This window comes from Streptococcus parasanguinis, from assembly GCF_031582885.1.
GTDB lineage: Bacteria > Bacillota > Bacilli > Lactobacillales > Streptococcaceae > Streptococcus > Streptococcus parasanguinis_M.
The window spans coordinates 1,218,184-1,233,494 of record NZ_CP133988.1; the positions used below are offsets into that span (position 1 = coordinate 1,218,184).

Below are 15,311 nucleotides of genomic sequence, written 5' to 3' on the forward strand. Positions count from 1 at the left end.
CATCGGGAAAAATGATTCAAGTCTAGGCAAAAATATGGTAAAATGAATAAGATGTAGTGGAGAGGTTAGGACCTTTTCAAGCGATTAGAGGTAATGGAGTAGAAAATGCAAAATAGACCTATTATTATTGGTGTTACTGGTGGTTCTGGTGGTGGAAAAACCAGCGTGTCTCGTGCCATTTTGGCTAATTTTCCGAATGAAAAGATTGCTATGATTGAGCATGATTCTTATTACAAGGACCAGAGTCATTTAACCTTTGAGGAGCGGATCAAGACCAACTATGACCATCCTTTTGCCTTTGATACGGACTTGATGATTGCGCAGATCAATGAACTCTTGGCAGGTCGTCCGGTGGATATCCCAACCTATGACTATGCAGAGCATACGCGCAGCAGCAAGACCTATCGTCAGGAACCTCAAGATGTCTTTATCGTGGAAGGGATCTTGGTCCTTGAAGACAAGCGCCTTCGAGACTTGATGGATATCAAGATCTTTGTGGATACGGATGATGATGTTCGGATCATTCGCCGGATCAAGCGCGATATGGAGGAGCGTGGACGGAGTCTCGATAGCGTTATTGAGCAGTACCTTGGAGTGGTGAAGCCCATGTACCATCAGTTCATTGAGCCAACTAAGCGCTATGCGGACGTGATCATTCCTGAAGGAGTGACCAACACGGTAGCGATTGATTTGATCACAACCAAGATTGAGAAAATCCTCAACGAAGCGCGTGAGGGAAAATAAAAAAAGAGAGAAGAAGGGCAACTGGTCACCAAGTGTCTACGGATAGGAGGAGTGACGGAATAACGCAGTGGCTGATTTTGCTATTTAAGCTTGGAAGACTTCTGGATCAGCCTTGCGGGGGAGGTACTCGTGACGTTTGGGAACGTTCTGTATCACTCCCTCTTTTTCTTAGGGAGAATGGAAATGAAAAGGGAGTTTCATTCGCGGACCAAGGCGTTCGCTTGTTTATTGACCATGTGTGCTGGTTTTTCAGATGCTTATACCTTTATTTGTCGGGGTGGGACCTTGGCGGCAGGCCAGACGGGAAATGTGGTCTTTCTATCGGTTGGTTTGATTGGCCAGCAGATCTCAGATGTAGAAGTGAAGTTAGCCACGATGCTGGCCTTTATGCTGGGAATCTTTTTGATGACGGTTTTACGTCGCTTGATTGACAATTCAGTCTGGCGCTTGAGTACCCTGGTGCCCTTTATCCTCACGACATTGGTGACGGGATTTTTACCAGCATCGGTAAAAAATGTCTTCATCGTGCCTTTTTTTAGCCTGAGTTTGGGAATCGTAGCGACCTCATTTGGAGAAGTAGATGGCTATGCCTACAACCACTCCTTTATGACCGGAAATCTCAAGAAAACCATGGTAGCTTATGGAGATTTTGTTAGAGACAGGGAGATGAAATTCCTCTGGGAAGCCATCTTTATGACCTGCCTGATCGGGAGTTTCGTCTGTGGGGCCATCTTTTCGACCTACTTGATCCAGTTTTATGGACTAAAGACGATTTGGCTGGTGGCCATCATCTTGACCATCTTTTTAATCTACCGGGCCATTCAATATTTTGAAGTCTTTCACTTCAATCGACGACATGAATAGATAAAATGATTTTAAAAAATAAGTTAAATGATTTTGCAAAGAAATAAAACTGAAATTTCATTTTTAAAATGAATCCAGAATATATTGAAACTTTCTGACGTCCGTCCTCACCTAAGGAAAGTTTTTAAGAGAACTTATCTATATTCCAGAGGCTGGGACAAAAGTCCTAGCCTCTCAATTATCTTTGGATTGTCGAGCAAGACGCAGTGGTTGAGTGGGCTCTACTACGCTGATTTCATCAGCTGTTACAGCCCTACTCAACTGTGCGGAGGTGGGACGACGAAATCGAATTCTAACGAATGACCGATTTCTGTCCCACTCTCTTTTCTTTCGCTGTTTGAAGCTTAATTTTTGGGCAAAGATTTGGTATAATGAAAGGTATGAAACATTCGGAAAAAGAATCACAATACCAACTTTTACTGGCACAGTTAGACGCTCTCTTAACAGGTGAAAGCAATGCCTTAGCCAATTTGTCTAACGCCAGTGCTCTCTTAAATCAAGCCCTACCTCGTTCTGTCTTTGCGGGTTTTTATTTGTATGACCAGTCAGAATTGATCTTGGGACCCTTTCAAGGTGGCGTCTCTTGTGTCCACATCGCACTTGGAAAGGGTGTTTGTGGAGAAGCGGCCCAGAAGCAAGAAACCATGATTGTCGATGATGTCCGCCAACATGCCAACTATATTTCCTGTGATAGTCGGGCTATGAGTGAAATTGTGGTGCCTATGGTCAAGGCCGGCCAGCTCCTTGGGGTTTTAGACCTGGACTCAGAATGCGTCTCTGACTACGATCAGCTGGATCAAGAGTATTTGGAAGAGTTTGTCGCTCTCTTGATCGAAAAGACAAACTGGGACTTTAAGATGTTTGGAGTTAAGAACTAATGTATCAAGCTTTATATCGGAAATACCGTAGCCAGACCTTTGGTCAATTGGTTGGCCAGCAAGTGGTGGCACGGACATTGAGGCAGGCCGTCGAGCAGGACAAAATCAGCCATGCCTATCTCTTTTCTGGACCTCGTGGAACTGGGAAAACGAGTGTGGCCAAGATCTTTGCTAAGGCCATGAACTGTCCTAATCAAGTCAATGGGGAGCCGTGTAACAACTGCTATATCTGTGAATCCATTACCAATGGGAGTCTTGAGGATGTTATCGAGATCGATGCAGCCTCTAACAATGGGGTCGATGAAATTCGCGATATTCGCGACAAGTCGACCTATGCTCCAAGTCTAGCCAAGCACAAAGTCTACATTATCGATGAGGTCCACATGCTCTCGACAGGGGCCTTTAATGCCTTGTTGAAGACGCTGGAAGAGCCGACAGAGAATGTGGTCTTTATTCTCGCTACGACAGAATTGCACAAAATTCCTGCAACTATTTTGTCACGGGTCCAACGCTTTGAATTCAAGTCCATCAAACTGCCAGATATTGTCCAGCATTTGGAAAATATCCTAGCTACTGAAGGAATTGCTTATGAAGCAGATGCGGTTCAGATCATCGCCCGGCGCGCTGAAGGTGGGATGCGGGATGCTTTGTCCATTTTAGACCAAGCCCTAAGTCTGACTGCGGGTAGTGAGTTGACGGCCGCGATTGCCGAAGAGATCACGGGCTCTATCAGTCTAGCCGCTCTTGATCAGTATGTGGCCGCCATCCTGGACCATGATGCGACGGCTGCGCTGGACCAACTTGCGATTATCTTTGATAATGGCAAGAATATGGCTCGTTTTGTCGCGGACTTACTTCAATACCTGAGAGATCTCTTGATTGTTCAGACAGGTGGAGAAAATACCCATGCTAGTGATTTATTCGCGGCCAACCTTGCAGCCGATCAAGCTCGTCTCTTTGCTCTGATTGATCAGGCGACGACTAGTCTAGCAGATATCAAAAACAGCCTGCAACCGCGCATTTATACTGAAATGATGACCATTAAATTGGCGGAAAGTACGGCTCAAGATTCTAACTCAGTAGCTGTTGAACTTCCTTCCAATGTGCTAGCTCAGCTGGAAGACTTGAAGAAAGAAGTCGCTCAACTCAAGCAACAATTGGTCCAGGCCGGTGCTAGCCTTCCTGCCTCAAAACCTCCAGTAACTCGTCCAACCAAATCTAGTAAAGGCTACCGAGCAGATCGCAACAAGGTCAACGCGATTTTGCAAGAGGCAGTCGAAAACCCAGAACTGGCTCGAACCAACTTGATCCGTCTCCAGAATGCATGGGGGGAAATTATCGAAAGCTTGGCAGGTGCAGATAAGGCTCTCTTGATCGGATCTCAACCGGTTGCTGCCAATGAAAATCATGCGATTTTAGCTTTTGAGTCTGCCTTTAATGCCGAACAGACCATGAAGCGGGACAACCTCAATACCATGTTTGGAAATATCCTCAGCAATGCTGCAGGCTTCTCTCCAGAGATTCTAGCGGTTTCTCTAGAGGAGTGGACTCAAATCCGGGCAGAGTTTTCAGCTAAGACGCGTGGACAAAAATCCGAAGTGGTGGAAGAAGAGGAAAGCGTCATTCCTGAGGAATTTACCTTCCTATCTGATAAAATTACCCTTCAGGACGATTAATACATGAATCTTTTACTGAATCATGGTAAAATAATGATATGAATAGAAAACAATTTGCAGTGATAGCAGTCTTTACTGCTATGGAGACTTATTTTTTCAATGAAGCGACCATGGCGGGTCAGATGCTCTTTGCATTCTTTTGGGCCCTCTTGATCTTGCGCAATCTCCAAACGGCCTATATGGTGGAGAAAATTGCTAATGCTATTGAAAAAGAAATGAAGAAGAAAAGAAAATAAAACCTTTGAAAAGAAATCTTTTTTCAAAGGTTTTTTCTATGGCGATAGATGAAGTAACTCTGAACGACTGCTCAGCTTTCCTAGATTTTTCTAGGAAATTTTTTCTATTTCATAAACATTTCACATTTCTCCTCTATAATGAAAGCAACAAATGATGAAAGCGTCCACATTGCATCACTGTGGACCTTGAAATGGAGGGTAAGATCATGCTCTTACAACAGGCAATCGCCTATATTTCTCGAAAAAGAACGAGGAATCTGGTCCTCTTTCTGATTCTCCTCTTGATCCTCTCTTGCTTGTATTTCTGTTTTTCACTGATGCAAGTGGGAGAAAGGTTGGAGGACCATATCAAGCAGTCGGCTGGGACCAGCTTTGCCCTGACCAGTAAGCAGGGGAATGCTCCCTTTGCGCTGAAGGAGGCTGAAAAGGTGCAGCGACTAGCTGGGGTTGGAGCCATGGTTCCTCAATATGAAAGTCCCGTTCGCATTCTTGATAAAGAAGCGGTGACGGGGCAGCAGTCGGTAGAGCGGGATGATCTGGGTCAGGAAGCAAAGCAAGCACTAGGCGCTGTCTTTACCCAGAAGACAGACCAGCACCTGGATTTCCGCAGTGGCAGTTTCCAACTGGTGCAAGGCAAGCAGTTATCTGATAAGGCTCGCGGCCAGATCTTGATCCACCAAGAGTTGGCTAAGAAGAACAAGCTAAAGGTCGGAGATTCCTTGACCTTATCCAGCTTTCAGATGGGAGAGACTCCTGCCAAAGAGCAAACCTTTGAAATCGTTGGGATCTTTTCGGGTAAGAAACAGGAAAAATTCACAGGAATGACCTCTGATCTGAGTGAAAACCAAGTCTATCTCCCTTATGAGGATGCGACCAAGCTCCTAGGTCTCAGTCAGCAAGAAGTGACCCAGGTCACCTTTGGAGTCAAAGATCCTGAGAAAATAGATGCCCTCTTGAAGCAAGTTAAAAGCTTGGATCTGGATTGGCAATCGCTGCGCGTGGTCGAAGATCGCAAGGCCTTTGACCAGATGAAGGAATCCTCTCAGACCTTAGAAGGCCTGGTACGGATCATGATGATCGTCCTCCTAGTGACTGGAGCCGGTGCCCTATCGCTCTTACTCAGTCTCTGGACACGGGAGCGGATCCATGAAATCGGGGTGCTCTTATCCATTGGGAAGAGCAAGGGCCGGATCTTTAGACAGTTCCTCTTGGAGGTGGTGCTGGTATCCTTACTAGCGGTGATCCCAGCCTTTCTCATCGGACGGATGGTCAGCCATCGTTTCTTAGAGCAGTTTGTCGGACAGACAGGTCAACAGCAGACCCTAGACTTGCTCAACCAAATCCCTCAAGGCCTTTCCTTAGGAATCGCCTATGCTAGCCTCTTGTGCTTGATCCTTTTGTCGCTCGGTGTAACTACCAGCATGATTTGGCGCAAGACCCCAAAAGAAATATTAACAAAAATGAGTTAAGGAGAAATGACACCTATGTTAGAACTCAAACATGTAGCCTATAGCTATCAAAGTTACCAAGAAGAGATCCTCTCAGATGTGAACTATCAGTTCGAAAATGGGACCTTTTACAGTATTATTGGTCAGTCAGGAACTGGGAAATCAACCCTTCTCTCCCTCCTGGCTGGTCTAGACAATCCTAAGAAGGGGCAGGTTCTCTTTGATGGGGAGGACATTCAGACCAAAGGGTCTAGCTACCACCGCAAGCACCATGTTTCCCTAGTCTTTCAGAATTACAATCTGATTGATTATTTGACGCCACTTGAAAATGTCCGCCTGGTCAACAAACATGCTGGGAAAGACATTCTCTTGGAATTGGGATTGGATGAAACGCAAATCAAACGCAATGTCCTCCAACTATCCGGAGGGCAGCAGCAACGGGTGGCTATTGCGCGTGCGCTCGTTTCAGAAGCACCAGTCATCTTGGCAGATGAGCCGACAGGAAACTTAGATGAACAGACAGCGGGTGATATCATTGCCATTTTGAAGAAATTGGCCAAGGAGCGCCAAAAATGTGTCATCGTCGTCACCCACAGTAAGGAAGTGGCAGAGGCCTCCGATGTGATCTTGGAATTGAGTCGCCGTAGCCTCGTTGAGAAGAGTAAGTAAGGAGGGAATGTTATGTTGCGCAATGCTTTTGCTTATATCACACGTAAATGGCCCAAGTCCCTCTTGCTCTTTGCCATCATTCTCCTCATGGGGACCTTGAGCTTGATCGGACTCTCCATGAAGGGAGCGACCCAAAAAGCTTCATCGGAAAGCCTGGGATCCATTACCAATAGCTTCTCCATGCAGATCAACCGACGGACCAATCCGGGAACCCCTCGGGGAGCTGGGAATCTCAGAGGAGAGGATATCGAAAAAATCAGCCAGGTAGAGGGGATCACCTCCTCCATCAAGCGGATCAATGCCATCGCGGATATCCTAGACCACGAGATCATTGAGACCGAAGAAACCCTGCAAAATCAATCTCCAGAGCGGGCCAAGCACTTCAAGAATACCTTGATGGTGACAGGGGTCAATGACTCTTCTAAAGAAGATAAGTTTGTCTCTGGAGCCTACAAGCTGGTCCAAGGGGAGCACCTGACGAATAAGGACAAAAACCAAATCCTCATGCACGAAGATTTGGCGAAAAAGAATGGCCTCAAGGTAGGCGATAAGGTGCGTCTCAAGTCTAACCTCTACGATGCTGACAATGAAAAAGGGGCCAATGAAACTGTCGAAGTGACCATTAAGGGTCTGTTCTCAGGGAAGAACCAAGCTCCTCTAACTTACGCCCAAGAATTGTATGAAGATACCCTCATTTCTGACCTGGATACAGCTGCTAAACTCTATGGCAATACTGTCCAAACAGCTACCTATGAGGATGCAACCTTCTTTGCCAAGGGGGATCAGGACCTGGATCAATTGATCGAAAAAATCAAAGCCTTGGATATCCCATGGAATTACTTTGACTTGGTTAAGAGCTCTTCCAACTACCCGGCCTTGCAAAAATCCATCAGCAGCATGTTCCAAGTGGCGGACTACTTGTTTATCGGTAGCCTCATCTTTGCTAGCTTGCTTCTCACCCTTCTCCTTATCTTGTGGCTCAATGCCCGTCGCAGAGAAGTGGGAATCTTGCTGGCTCTGGGGCTCTCCAAGGTACAGATTGCAGGACAATTCGTGGCAGAATTGGTCATGATCTCCATTCCAGCCTTCCTCCTTTCCTATGGAGTCGCAGGTCTTCTTGCCAAAGGAGTCGGAGATACGGTGCTTAAAAACGTAACCAGTGGCATTGCCAAACAAATGGCTCAAGAATCCTCTGCAGCCAACCTTGGTGGAGGAGCTGAGGCGGAAAGCTTCAGTAAGACCCTGACAGATCTCCATATGGACATCCAACCGAGCCAATTGCTGGTGATTGTTTTGGTCGGTGGGCTCCTCTTGATTCTCGTATCCATCCTTTCTTCACAATGGCTCTTGCATAAGAAACCAAAGGAACTTTTGGTGGATGTCGAATAAGAGATTGTTTCCTAAAATAGAAATAGGGTATAATAGGAGGTAGAAGTTTCTTAGATAAAAAGGAAAGTGTATGAAGATACTAATCGTAGAAGATGAAGTCCTGATTCGAGAAGGGATGAGCGACTATCTCATGGAATGTGGCTATGAGGTCTTTGAAGCAGGCGATGGGCAGGAGGCCCTGTACCTCTTTCACAGAGAAGCGCCGGATCTAGTCTTGCTGGACATCCAGCTTCCTATCCTCAATGGCTTGGAAGTCCTCAAGACTATTCGCAAGACCAGTTCAGTCCCTGTCCTCATGCTGACGGCCTTTCATGATGAGGACTATAAGTTGACGGCCTTTGGAGAGATGGCAGATGGCTACCTGGAAAAACCCTTCTCCTTGTCCCTCTTGAAGGTCCGTATCGAAGCCATTTTTAAAAAGCTCCAGCCTTCACGGGTCTTCACCTATGGAGAGGCACGGGTGGATTTTGAGAGTTATACAGCCAGCCTAGCTGGGCAAGCCATCTCCATGAATGCCAAGGAGTTGGAAATCTTGGAATACTTGCTCCAGCATGAGGGCAAGGCCCGGACCCGCTCTCAGATCCTCGATGCCGTCTGGAAGGAGACGGAGGAGATTCCTTTTGACCGGGTGATCGATGTCTATATCAAGGAACTACGAAAAAAACTAGAGCTGGACTGTATCGTTACGGTACGCAATGTCGGCTATAAATTGGAGAGACCATGACCAAACGGAGTATCTTTGCAAAAATCTTTCTGATCACCTTTGCCCTTTTTAGTAGCTTAGTCATCCTTCTCCATGCTTCGGTTTACTTTATTTTTCCATCGACCTATATCGAGTCCCAGCGCCAGACAATTTTGAAGAAATCGCAAGCCCTGGCCAAGAGTTTCCAGGGCCAGGAAGAAGGGACCATTGAGTCGGTCATCGACCTTTATTCCAAGACCAATGATATCAAGGTGTCTATCAAAGGAAAGCAAAAACAAAATGCCATAGAGGTCAAGGATGACCTGCTCCTGAACCCTGACAGCCAGAACAATTCCCTGGTCATTGAAGAGCGAAAGATTCAGACCAAGGAAGGGAAAGACTTAACCTTGCAATTCTTAGCGACCGTCGATTCGCAAAAGGAAGCGCGGGACATCAGTCTGGGCTTTCTTCCCTATAGTCTTCTGGCTTCCTTTGTTCTGTCACTCCTTGCCTCCTATCTCTATGCCCGCATGATTTCTGCTCCGATCCTGGAGATCAAGCAGATGACCAAGCGGATGAAGCGTTTGGATCGGACGGCCAGTCTTCCCATTCATTCGCAGGATGAGATCGGCGTCCTCAAGCAACAGATCAACGACCTCTATCATCATCTCCTAGAAGTGATCGACAATCTGGAGCAGCAGAAACAGGAAAATCTGAAATTGGAGCAGATGAAGGTCGAATTTCTACGTGGGGCCTCGCATGAGCTCAAGACGCCTCTGGCCAGCTTGAAGATTATCCTAGAAAATATGCGGGATAAGATCGGCCGCTACAAGGACCGGGACCGCTATCTGTCGGTCTCCCTCGATATCGTCGATGAGATGAACCAGATCGTCCTAGAAATCCTGTCCCTGTCCTCTGTCCAAGAATTGGCCGGAGACAAGGAATGGATCCAGTTGGATCAGGTCGTAGAGCAGATCCTCGACCAGTACAAGGTCTTGGCTCAATCCCGCGCGCTCACGATTGATAATCAGATCCCTGACAAAGCAGTCTATATGGACCCAGCGATTCTGAAATTGGTCCTCTCAAATGTCATCAGCAATGCCGTTAAGCATTCGGATGCCGGTGGAGAGATCCAGCTCCGGCTCGAAGAGGAAGGGACGCACTTGGCGGTTGAAAATACCAGCCAGGAAATGGTAGAGACCGCTGAGCTGCCTATGACCGCTAGCCACCAGAAGAAGGAAGGTGGCTTGGGACTCTTCGTGGTCCAACACTTGCTAGACCATGAGGAACTGGCCTACCAATTTGACAAAACGGCTATGGGCTTGCGCTTCCGTATGGAACTGCCCAAGGAGCCACAAGAATAAAAAGAGGCTGGGACAAAAGTCCTAGCCTTTCAATTATTTTTGGATTGTTTAGCAAGACGCAGTGGTTGAGTGGGCTCTACTACGCTGATTTCATCAGCTTTTACAGCCCTACTCAACTGTGCGGAGGTGGGACGACGAAATCGAATTCTAACGAATTACCGATTTCTGTCCCACTCTCTTGTATTTAATCAACCTTTTCTACCTTTAGTAACTGGCCGTGTTTTAATTCATAAATGGTATCCACATAGGTCAGGATAGAGCGGTCATGGGTCACCATGATGGCGCTCTTGTTTTTGGATTTGACTTCTTTTCGGATTAATTGGGCGATTTCTTGCCCTCGATCTGGGTCTAGGCTAGCCGTTGGTTCATCGGCTAAGATGACCTGTGGATTTCCGATGAAGGCTCGAGCAATGGCTGCCCGTTGCTTTTGTCCACCGGACATCTGATTTGGGTATTGGTGGTAACAAGCTTCGATACCCAGATCTGCCAACAAGGCTTTGACTTCCTCTTGGCGTTTTTTCTTGTCCTTTTCCCCTTTTAATTTGGCCACCAGTTCTAACTGGTCACCGATTTTCATATAGGAGAGGAGCTGGTGATCTTGAAAGATAAAGCCGAGCAATTCCAGCCGTTTTTGCGTCCATTGGCCTTGGTTGAGGCCGGTCAAGTCTTGGCCAGCGATACGAATCTGCCCCTCATCTGCTGACAAAAGCAAGCCAGCGATGGCTAAAAGCGTGGATTTACCAGATCCTGAAGGGCCCAAGATGGCGACGAATTCGTTGGGTTCGACGCTTAAATTAAGCTGGTTGAGGACATGGTGCATCTGGTTGCCATCGGCGTAAGATTTTCTGATATTTTCTAATTCGATAATGGCCATCTTATTCTCCATTTCCACCAATGACTTCGATTGGATCTACTTTTTTGATTTTAACAAGGGACAAGGCACCACACAAAATAGAAGTTAGGATAAAGCTAACCGAGATGGTGAGATTGTCCTTCAGGGTCATAAAGGAAGGGACGCTATTAGGTAAAAATGGCGCCATTATGGTTGCCAAGCCAAGCCCCAGCAGCACTCCAATGAGGGAGATGATGGTGAGCTGGGATAGTTGGACATAGGTAATCTGGCTCATGGACATGCCAATAGCCTTCAAGATACCGTACTGTTTCAACTTCTGCAGGGTGAGGATATAGAAGAAGACCCCAAGGATAGCAGAAGAAGCGAGTAAGAGAACCCACGTGATCATCCGTAGCGTCAGGTTTTGAGCCTTGTAGCCAGGGATTTTATCGATCACTTGCTTCTTATCCGCCACCATTAAGTTGCTGGCTAGATCGTTAGAAGGGATGTTTTTCTTAGTCACAAGGGTTTGGGCTTGCCATTGATAGCTTGGATCTGTTTTTTGTCGCATGCCTGTGTAGGTATCCGAGCTGATAAAACCAATCTCGCTGTAGCCGTATTTGGCATTTTTCGCGAAGGCCACGACCTTGAGTTTTTGCTTAGAAGTTTTGTCGATCACTTGATCGCCGACTTGGATCCCTTCATCCTCTTTGAAAGAACTGTCCAAAATGACCTCGTTTTTCTTTAGGTCGGAGATCTTGAGGTCTGTACCTTCCATGATTGGATTGAGGATCTCTTCTTCGTTGTGATCGGTCGCGAAGTAGGTGATATCCAGAGTATTGGAATCCTCTGTTTTTGAGACGGTTGCCCGCTGGATGGACAAACCCGAATAGCCCATTCCCTCTATCTTTTGGACCTCATCTAAATCCTTCACCGTAATAGTTGAAAAGGGGATAATCCCTTCTGAATCCGTCGAAAGGATGTAGTGCAGCGACCCATAGTTATCGATTTGGGCCGATACCGACCGCCCCAGTCCATTTGTCAGACCGGACAAGAACACCACCATAAACATGAGAATGGTAATGAGGAGTTCAATCAGGATAAACTTCTTGGGCTGGTATTTAATTTCATTCCATGCGATTTTCATATTCGTTCTCCTTTTAGCACGGAGGTGCTCAAGTAGCTTGGCACCTAAACATACTCTACCATCATACCACAAGTGGGGGGAGAATAGGGGGATGGTGTTTGGGGAGTATGAAGGAATCGGATTTGTTTCTCAATTATTAATTATTAATTGTTAATATATACAAAAAAGAGATATGCTATAGACAAACAAAAAAGCTTTGATTTCAAGGCTTTTTCCTGTTGATTTAGATGCCCCCTGCATGAAATCCTTCATTTTAGTGTAGAAGAAAATAGCAATAGAAGCTTGAAATTGAGGGGTTTTATTAAAATCTTTCTTCGAATAAAAGTGATTTGAAATACAACTTGGTACAAATAAACTTCAATTTTATGAACATATAAGTTTATAAAGTTTATAATTATATGTTTCCGAAAAACATATCTTTTTCAGAAAGTGGAACAATAAGCAAAAAAACAGCCCCAACGGTTGGGGCTGTTGGTGTTTCTGATGAAATATCTTAATCATTTCATTTTAAAATGTTCCAAAATAATTATTTCAACATTAATTTTTGATAATTTATACAAAAAAATTCTCAATGAGAAAAAATAGTTTGAAAAAATCTGTTTTTTTGTGTATAATGTACACAAAAAGATGAGGTGATTTAAATGGCTATTACAACTACAAAAGCAAGATTGAATCTAAGTATTGACTCTGAATTAAAACAGGAAGTTGGTGAGGTCTTGAAGGAGATTGGGCTTGACTATACTACAGCAATTAATTTATATTTCAATAAAATCAGACGTGATCGTAAAATTCCATTTGAACTTGAAGCACGAAAAAATTTAACTGTCGATGAATTTCTTGGTTCAAATTGGCGTGAAGGTTTGGAAAATGTAGAGGACGGTTGGGATTGAGTTATAAAGTTGAATTGATTCCTGAAGCGCAAGATGATTTTTATAAATTAGATAATAGTCAACGTCTTCATGTTAAAAAGTCACTTATCAAGTTAGAAAATCAAGGGATGCTTGCCGGAGAGGCTCTTCACGGTAATTTAGCAGGTTACAGGAAGTTAAAACACAAAAAATTGGGCCTGAGAATTGTTTTTCATGAAACTGTCAATGCAATTGAAATTATTGAAGTCATTGCTATTGGTAAGAGAAGTGATAACGAAATTTATACAATTTCTGAAAAACGTATAAAAAACAGATGAAGCTATTTTAACCAACCTGCATAAAAGAAAGAAACACCTACTAACATATTCAAGAAATTAAAAGTAAATGAGATAAGAAAACTGGAACTACTTTCACATATAAAAAATGGAATTTCATTCAAATTAAAGTATAATAAAATAAGAAAAAGTTGTTACTAAAGATAAAATTTTTAGAATAAAAAATTACCGTAACTAATTAATATTTATATAAGAAAGTGGATGATTCCAATGTGCAAACTATAATTATCAATTCTTAAGCTGTAAATAGTAATGCTTCAGGTCAAATTAAAGCAGAGTTGTTAGGAGCTGGTTTTAATTTTGGAGGTACTGTTGGAGGCAAAACTTATTATAGAGTCCCATTTAATCAAAACGGAACTATTAGTCTATACTAACTTAGGAGATAATCGATATTATGAATGAAAAAAATCGTACATATTTTATTTGTGCAAGTATTATTATTTCATCTATAATTTTAGGACTCTTTATTTATAACGGAATTTATAACGGATTTGACGTTTTGGGTCAATATATAAACGATGGCCTCAGGGTAATTAATAGTAATTTACCTAATATTTTTAGGTAGTTAATAGTAATAGAATTTAAATAAAAAACGGTAATTTAGTGAATGCTGATTGCCGTTTTTTGTTTGCTAATTCCAATAACCATTGATAGTGTAAAAAAGAATGTAAATGTTTAACAAAAGATTTGACAAATGGCTTGTACCGAAAAAGTCAGATTGGTTTTAGGAAATTATTCAAAGAAAATTAAAGTTACGTTGAAACATGATGATATTGGGGGGCATCAAATCTTTCTTCTTTTAAATTTTACAAAACAACATTTCAATATGTTCTACTAATTGACGGCTATTTTTTAGAAAACAACCGTTGCCACCAGCTTTTTTAGTTTCTAACAATAATGTTTCATCGTGAGAGCTCCAATAAGCTGCAGCTGGCTGTTGCTTATCCAATCATGACGAAGTATTAAAAAAAGCTTCCAACACTATTAAAGCAATTAAAAGTGGGAAAACTTAATCCGTTTAGAAAGATAAACATTTGTCTTTTTTCACATTTTTGCATCGTCTAAATTAACTATTAAATAGTGAAAGGGGGTAGTAAATGGATAAAGTGATAAAAATCGTTGGCGTGTCTTAACGCTTTTATCGGTTGGCTTTTCGTCTTCTTCTATGAGACTGACCTAGTTTATAGTGTCACAGTGCCTCAGATATGAACGATAGCCTTCAAATAAAGATAATCAACAACAAAATAAACAAGAATAGGGAAAAGTCTTTAGGATCAAAAAACGCATAATATTAGGTTTTGAAGAACCTTGATACTATGCGTTTTATTGTGGGGAGATTTACTTTATTTTCTCCTGAAATTGAGTTTTTACCTAGTATCGTTTTACTTCCGATTAGAGATAACAAATTTATCAATGAATAGTAAGTGATATAATGCAAGTACAAATCCCCAGAAACTACCACGAAGAGAGAATTCTTGATGATTAAGAGGAAGCAAATCACGGTTTCCTATATAGATGCATGTTAAAATCACAAATAGAATCCAAAATAAATCAGTCCATTTATATTTTGAAAAATATTTTTTTAACATAATAACACCTTCTTTCTTTGCTATAATAACATTATATAATAAAATGTAAGCGGATACAAATAAGAAAGGAGAAAAGCTCATAAAAACTACTAAATTTTTTGTAGTTGCTATTTCTACAGGTATCTTAACTTTTAGTCTCGCTTCGACGTCTCTTGCCTTTGCGCAAAGTTTGGCACACCACCAAAATCTCATGATGCAAAACTCCAGACTAAGCGAGTTGTTCTTGAAGAAAGTAAAATTTATAGTTTACAGGATTTATTCAATTCTTCTAATTTAAGTGTTGAAGAACAAGAATAAATTACTAAAGAAAAACTAAAAATTTATGTACAATTGACTAAACTAAAGCTAAACCATTGATACAACTAATTTAGAAGCATAAAATACATTCTTTAAAAAGTGTATTTTATTTTTGTTTTGTAAATTATTCTGAAACTACTTTCACATATAAAAAATTGAATCCGAATTACTGCAGGCCTATAATAAAGATAGGAATAATAAGAATTCTTCCTAGAAAGGAGTATATTGTATCATATGTGACAGTATTATTAATGAATCATGAAAAAAATAATTACTATAGTACAGTGCATTT

General features: G+C 42.8%; 15 protein-coding genes. 12 read left to right on the forward strand and 3 right to left on the reverse strand.

Annotated features, from left to right (window positions below; translation table 11 throughout):
• Positions 1 to 105: 105 nt before the first annotated feature.
• From udk to RDV49_RS05770, 10 genes are all read left to right on the forward strand, one after another.
• Entirely contained in the window at positions 106 to 744 is a 639-nt protein-coding gene (gene udk / locus RDV49_RS05725) for a uridine kinase (protein WP_003007856.1), read from the forward strand.
• Positions 745 to 927: 183 nt separating this feature from the next.
• Complete coding sequence (locus tag RDV49_RS05730) at positions 928 to 1,608, forward strand: YoaK family protein (protein WP_031576960.1); 681 nt, start codon at positions 928 to 930, stop codon at positions 1,606 to 1,608.
• Positions 1,609 to 1,988: 380 nt separating this feature from the next.
• Positions 1,989 to 2,486 carry a free L-methionine (R)-S-oxide reductase MsrC gene (gene msrC / locus RDV49_RS05735; RefSeq protein WP_037608380.1) on the forward strand — a complete coding sequence of 166 codons (498 nt, stop codon included), beginning with the start codon at positions 1,989 to 1,991 and terminating at the stop codon, positions 2,484 to 2,486.
• The gene (gene dnaX, locus RDV49_RS05740) at positions 2,486 to 4,162 is read left to right on the forward strand and encodes a DNA polymerase III subunit gamma/tau (protein WP_003007849.1); all 1,677 of its coding nucleotides are present in this window, start codon (positions 2,486 to 2,488) and stop codon (positions 4,160 to 4,162) included. Before msrC ends, dnaX begins: the two co-directional genes overlap by 1 nt.
• Positions 4,163 to 4,200: 38 nt before the next feature.
• Positions 4,201 to 4,398: a DUF3272 family protein gene (locus RDV49_RS05745; RefSeq protein ID WP_003007848.1), complete on the forward strand. Its 198-nt coding sequence runs from the start codon at positions 4,201 to 4,203 to the stop codon at positions 4,396 to 4,398.
• Between the two features lie 206 nt (positions 4,399 to 4,604).
• A complete protein-coding gene (locus RDV49_RS05750) occupies positions 4,605 to 5,867 on the forward strand; it encodes an ABC transporter permease (protein WP_037607959.1) in 1,263 nt (420 codons plus the stop codon).
• A gap of 6 nt (positions 5,868 to 5,873) precedes the next feature.
• Positions 5,874 to 6,515: an ABC transporter ATP-binding protein gene (locus RDV49_RS05755; protein WP_003007846.1), complete on the forward strand. Its 642-nt coding sequence runs from the start codon at positions 5,874 to 5,876 to the stop codon at positions 6,513 to 6,515.
• 12 nt (positions 6,516 to 6,527) lie between these two features.
• Positions 6,528 to 7,904 carry an ABC transporter permease gene (locus RDV49_RS05760; protein WP_003007845.1) on the forward strand — a complete coding sequence of 459 codons (1,377 nt, stop codon included), beginning with the start codon at positions 6,528 to 6,530 and terminating at the stop codon, positions 7,902 to 7,904.
• A gap of 70 nt (positions 7,905 to 7,974) precedes the next feature.
• Positions 7,975 to 8,628 (forward strand): response regulator transcription factor, encoded by a 654-nt coding sequence (locus tag RDV49_RS05765; RefSeq protein ID WP_003007844.1) that lies wholly within the window; start codon positions 7,975 to 7,977, stop codon positions 8,626 to 8,628.
• Positions 8,625 to 9,950, forward strand: a complete 1,326-nt coding sequence (locus tag RDV49_RS05770) for a sensor histidine kinase (protein ID WP_003007843.1) — start codon at positions 8,625 to 8,627, stop codon at positions 9,948 to 9,950. Before RDV49_RS05765 ends, RDV49_RS05770 begins: the two co-directional genes overlap by 4 nt.
• A gap of 184 nt (positions 9,951 to 10,134) precedes the next feature.
• On the opposite strand, the gene RDV49_RS05775 is transcribed toward RDV49_RS05770, so the two are convergent.
• Positions 10,135 to 10,824, reverse strand: coding sequence for an ABC transporter ATP-binding protein (locus tag RDV49_RS05775; RefSeq protein ID WP_037607957.1), 690 nt, complete (start codon positions 10,822 to 10,824; stop codon positions 10,135 to 10,137).
• 1 nt (position 10,825) lies between these two features.
• Positions 10,826 to 11,929, reverse strand: coding sequence for an ABC transporter permease (locus tag RDV49_RS05780; protein ID WP_003007841.1), 1,104 nt, complete (start codon positions 11,927 to 11,929; stop codon positions 10,826 to 10,828).
• Positions 11,930 to 12,570: 641 nt separating this feature from the next.
• On the opposite strand from RDV49_RS05780, the gene RDV49_RS05785 reads away from it, so the two are divergent.
• Together RDV49_RS05785 and RDV49_RS05790 are read left to right on the forward strand one after the other, a co-directional pair.
• Complete coding sequence (locus tag RDV49_RS05785; RefSeq protein ID WP_003007840.1) at positions 12,571 to 12,819, forward strand: type II toxin-antitoxin system RelB/DinJ family antitoxin; 249 nt, start codon at positions 12,571 to 12,573, stop codon at positions 12,817 to 12,819.
• A complete protein-coding gene (locus RDV49_RS05790) occupies positions 12,816 to 13,115 on the forward strand; it encodes a type II toxin-antitoxin system RelE family toxin (protein WP_003007839.1) in 300 nt (99 codons plus the stop codon). Before RDV49_RS05785 ends, RDV49_RS05790 begins: the two co-directional genes overlap by 4 nt.
• Positions 13,116 to 14,515: 1,400 nt before the next feature.
• Here RDV49_RS05790 and RDV49_RS05795 read toward each other — a convergent pair.
• A complete protein-coding gene (locus RDV49_RS05795) occupies positions 14,516 to 14,722 on the reverse strand; it encodes a hypothetical protein (RefSeq protein ID WP_037608378.1) in 207 nt (68 codons plus the stop codon).
• Positions 14,723 to 15,311: the final 589 nt, after the last annotated feature.

Bases quoted from the DNA above. Each gene is read 5' to 3' on its own strand.
- udk (WP_003007856.1), top strand. From the start codon at position 106: ATGCAAAATAGACCTATTATTATTGGTGTTACTGGTGGTTCTGGTGGT.
- RDV49_RS05730 (WP_031576960.1), top strand. From the start codon at position 928: ATGAAAAGGGAGTTTCATTCGCGGACCAAGGCGTTCGCTTGTTTATTG.
- msrC (WP_037608380.1), top strand. From the start codon at position 1,989: ATGAAACATTCGGAAAAAGAATCACAATACCAACTTTTACTGGCACAG.
- dnaX (WP_003007849.1), top strand. From the start codon at position 2,486: ATGTATCAAGCTTTATATCGGAAATACCGTAGCCAGACCTTTGGTCAA.
- RDV49_RS05745 (WP_003007848.1), top strand. From the start codon at position 4,201: ATGAATAGAAAACAATTTGCAGTGATAGCAGTCTTTACTGCTATGGAG.
- RDV49_RS05750 (WP_037607959.1), top strand. From the start codon at position 4,605: ATGCTCTTACAACAGGCAATCGCCTATATTTCTCGAAAAAGAACGAGG.
- RDV49_RS05755 (WP_003007846.1), top strand. From the start codon at position 5,874: ATGACACCTATGTTAGAACTCAAACATGTAGCCTATAGCTATCAAAGT.
- RDV49_RS05760 (WP_003007845.1), top strand. From the start codon at position 6,528: ATGTTGCGCAATGCTTTTGCTTATATCACACGTAAATGGCCCAAGTCC.
- RDV49_RS05765 (WP_003007844.1), top strand. From the start codon at position 7,975: ATGAAGATACTAATCGTAGAAGATGAAGTCCTGATTCGAGAAGGGATG.
- RDV49_RS05770 (WP_003007843.1), top strand. From the start codon at position 8,625: ATGACCAAACGGAGTATCTTTGCAAAAATCTTTCTGATCACCTTTGCC.
- RDV49_RS05775 (WP_037607957.1), bottom strand. From the start codon at position 10,824: ATGGCCATTATCGAATTAGAAAATATCAGAAAATCTTACGCCGATGGC.
- RDV49_RS05780 (WP_003007841.1), bottom strand. From the start codon at position 11,929: ATGAAAATCGCATGGAATGAAATTAAATACCAGCCCAAGAAGTTTATC.
- RDV49_RS05785 (WP_003007840.1), top strand. From the start codon at position 12,571: ATGGCTATTACAACTACAAAAGCAAGATTGAATCTAAGTATTGACTCT.
- RDV49_RS05795 (WP_037608378.1), bottom strand. From the start codon at position 14,722: ATGTTAAAAAAATATTTTTCAAAATATAAATGGACTGATTTATTTTGG.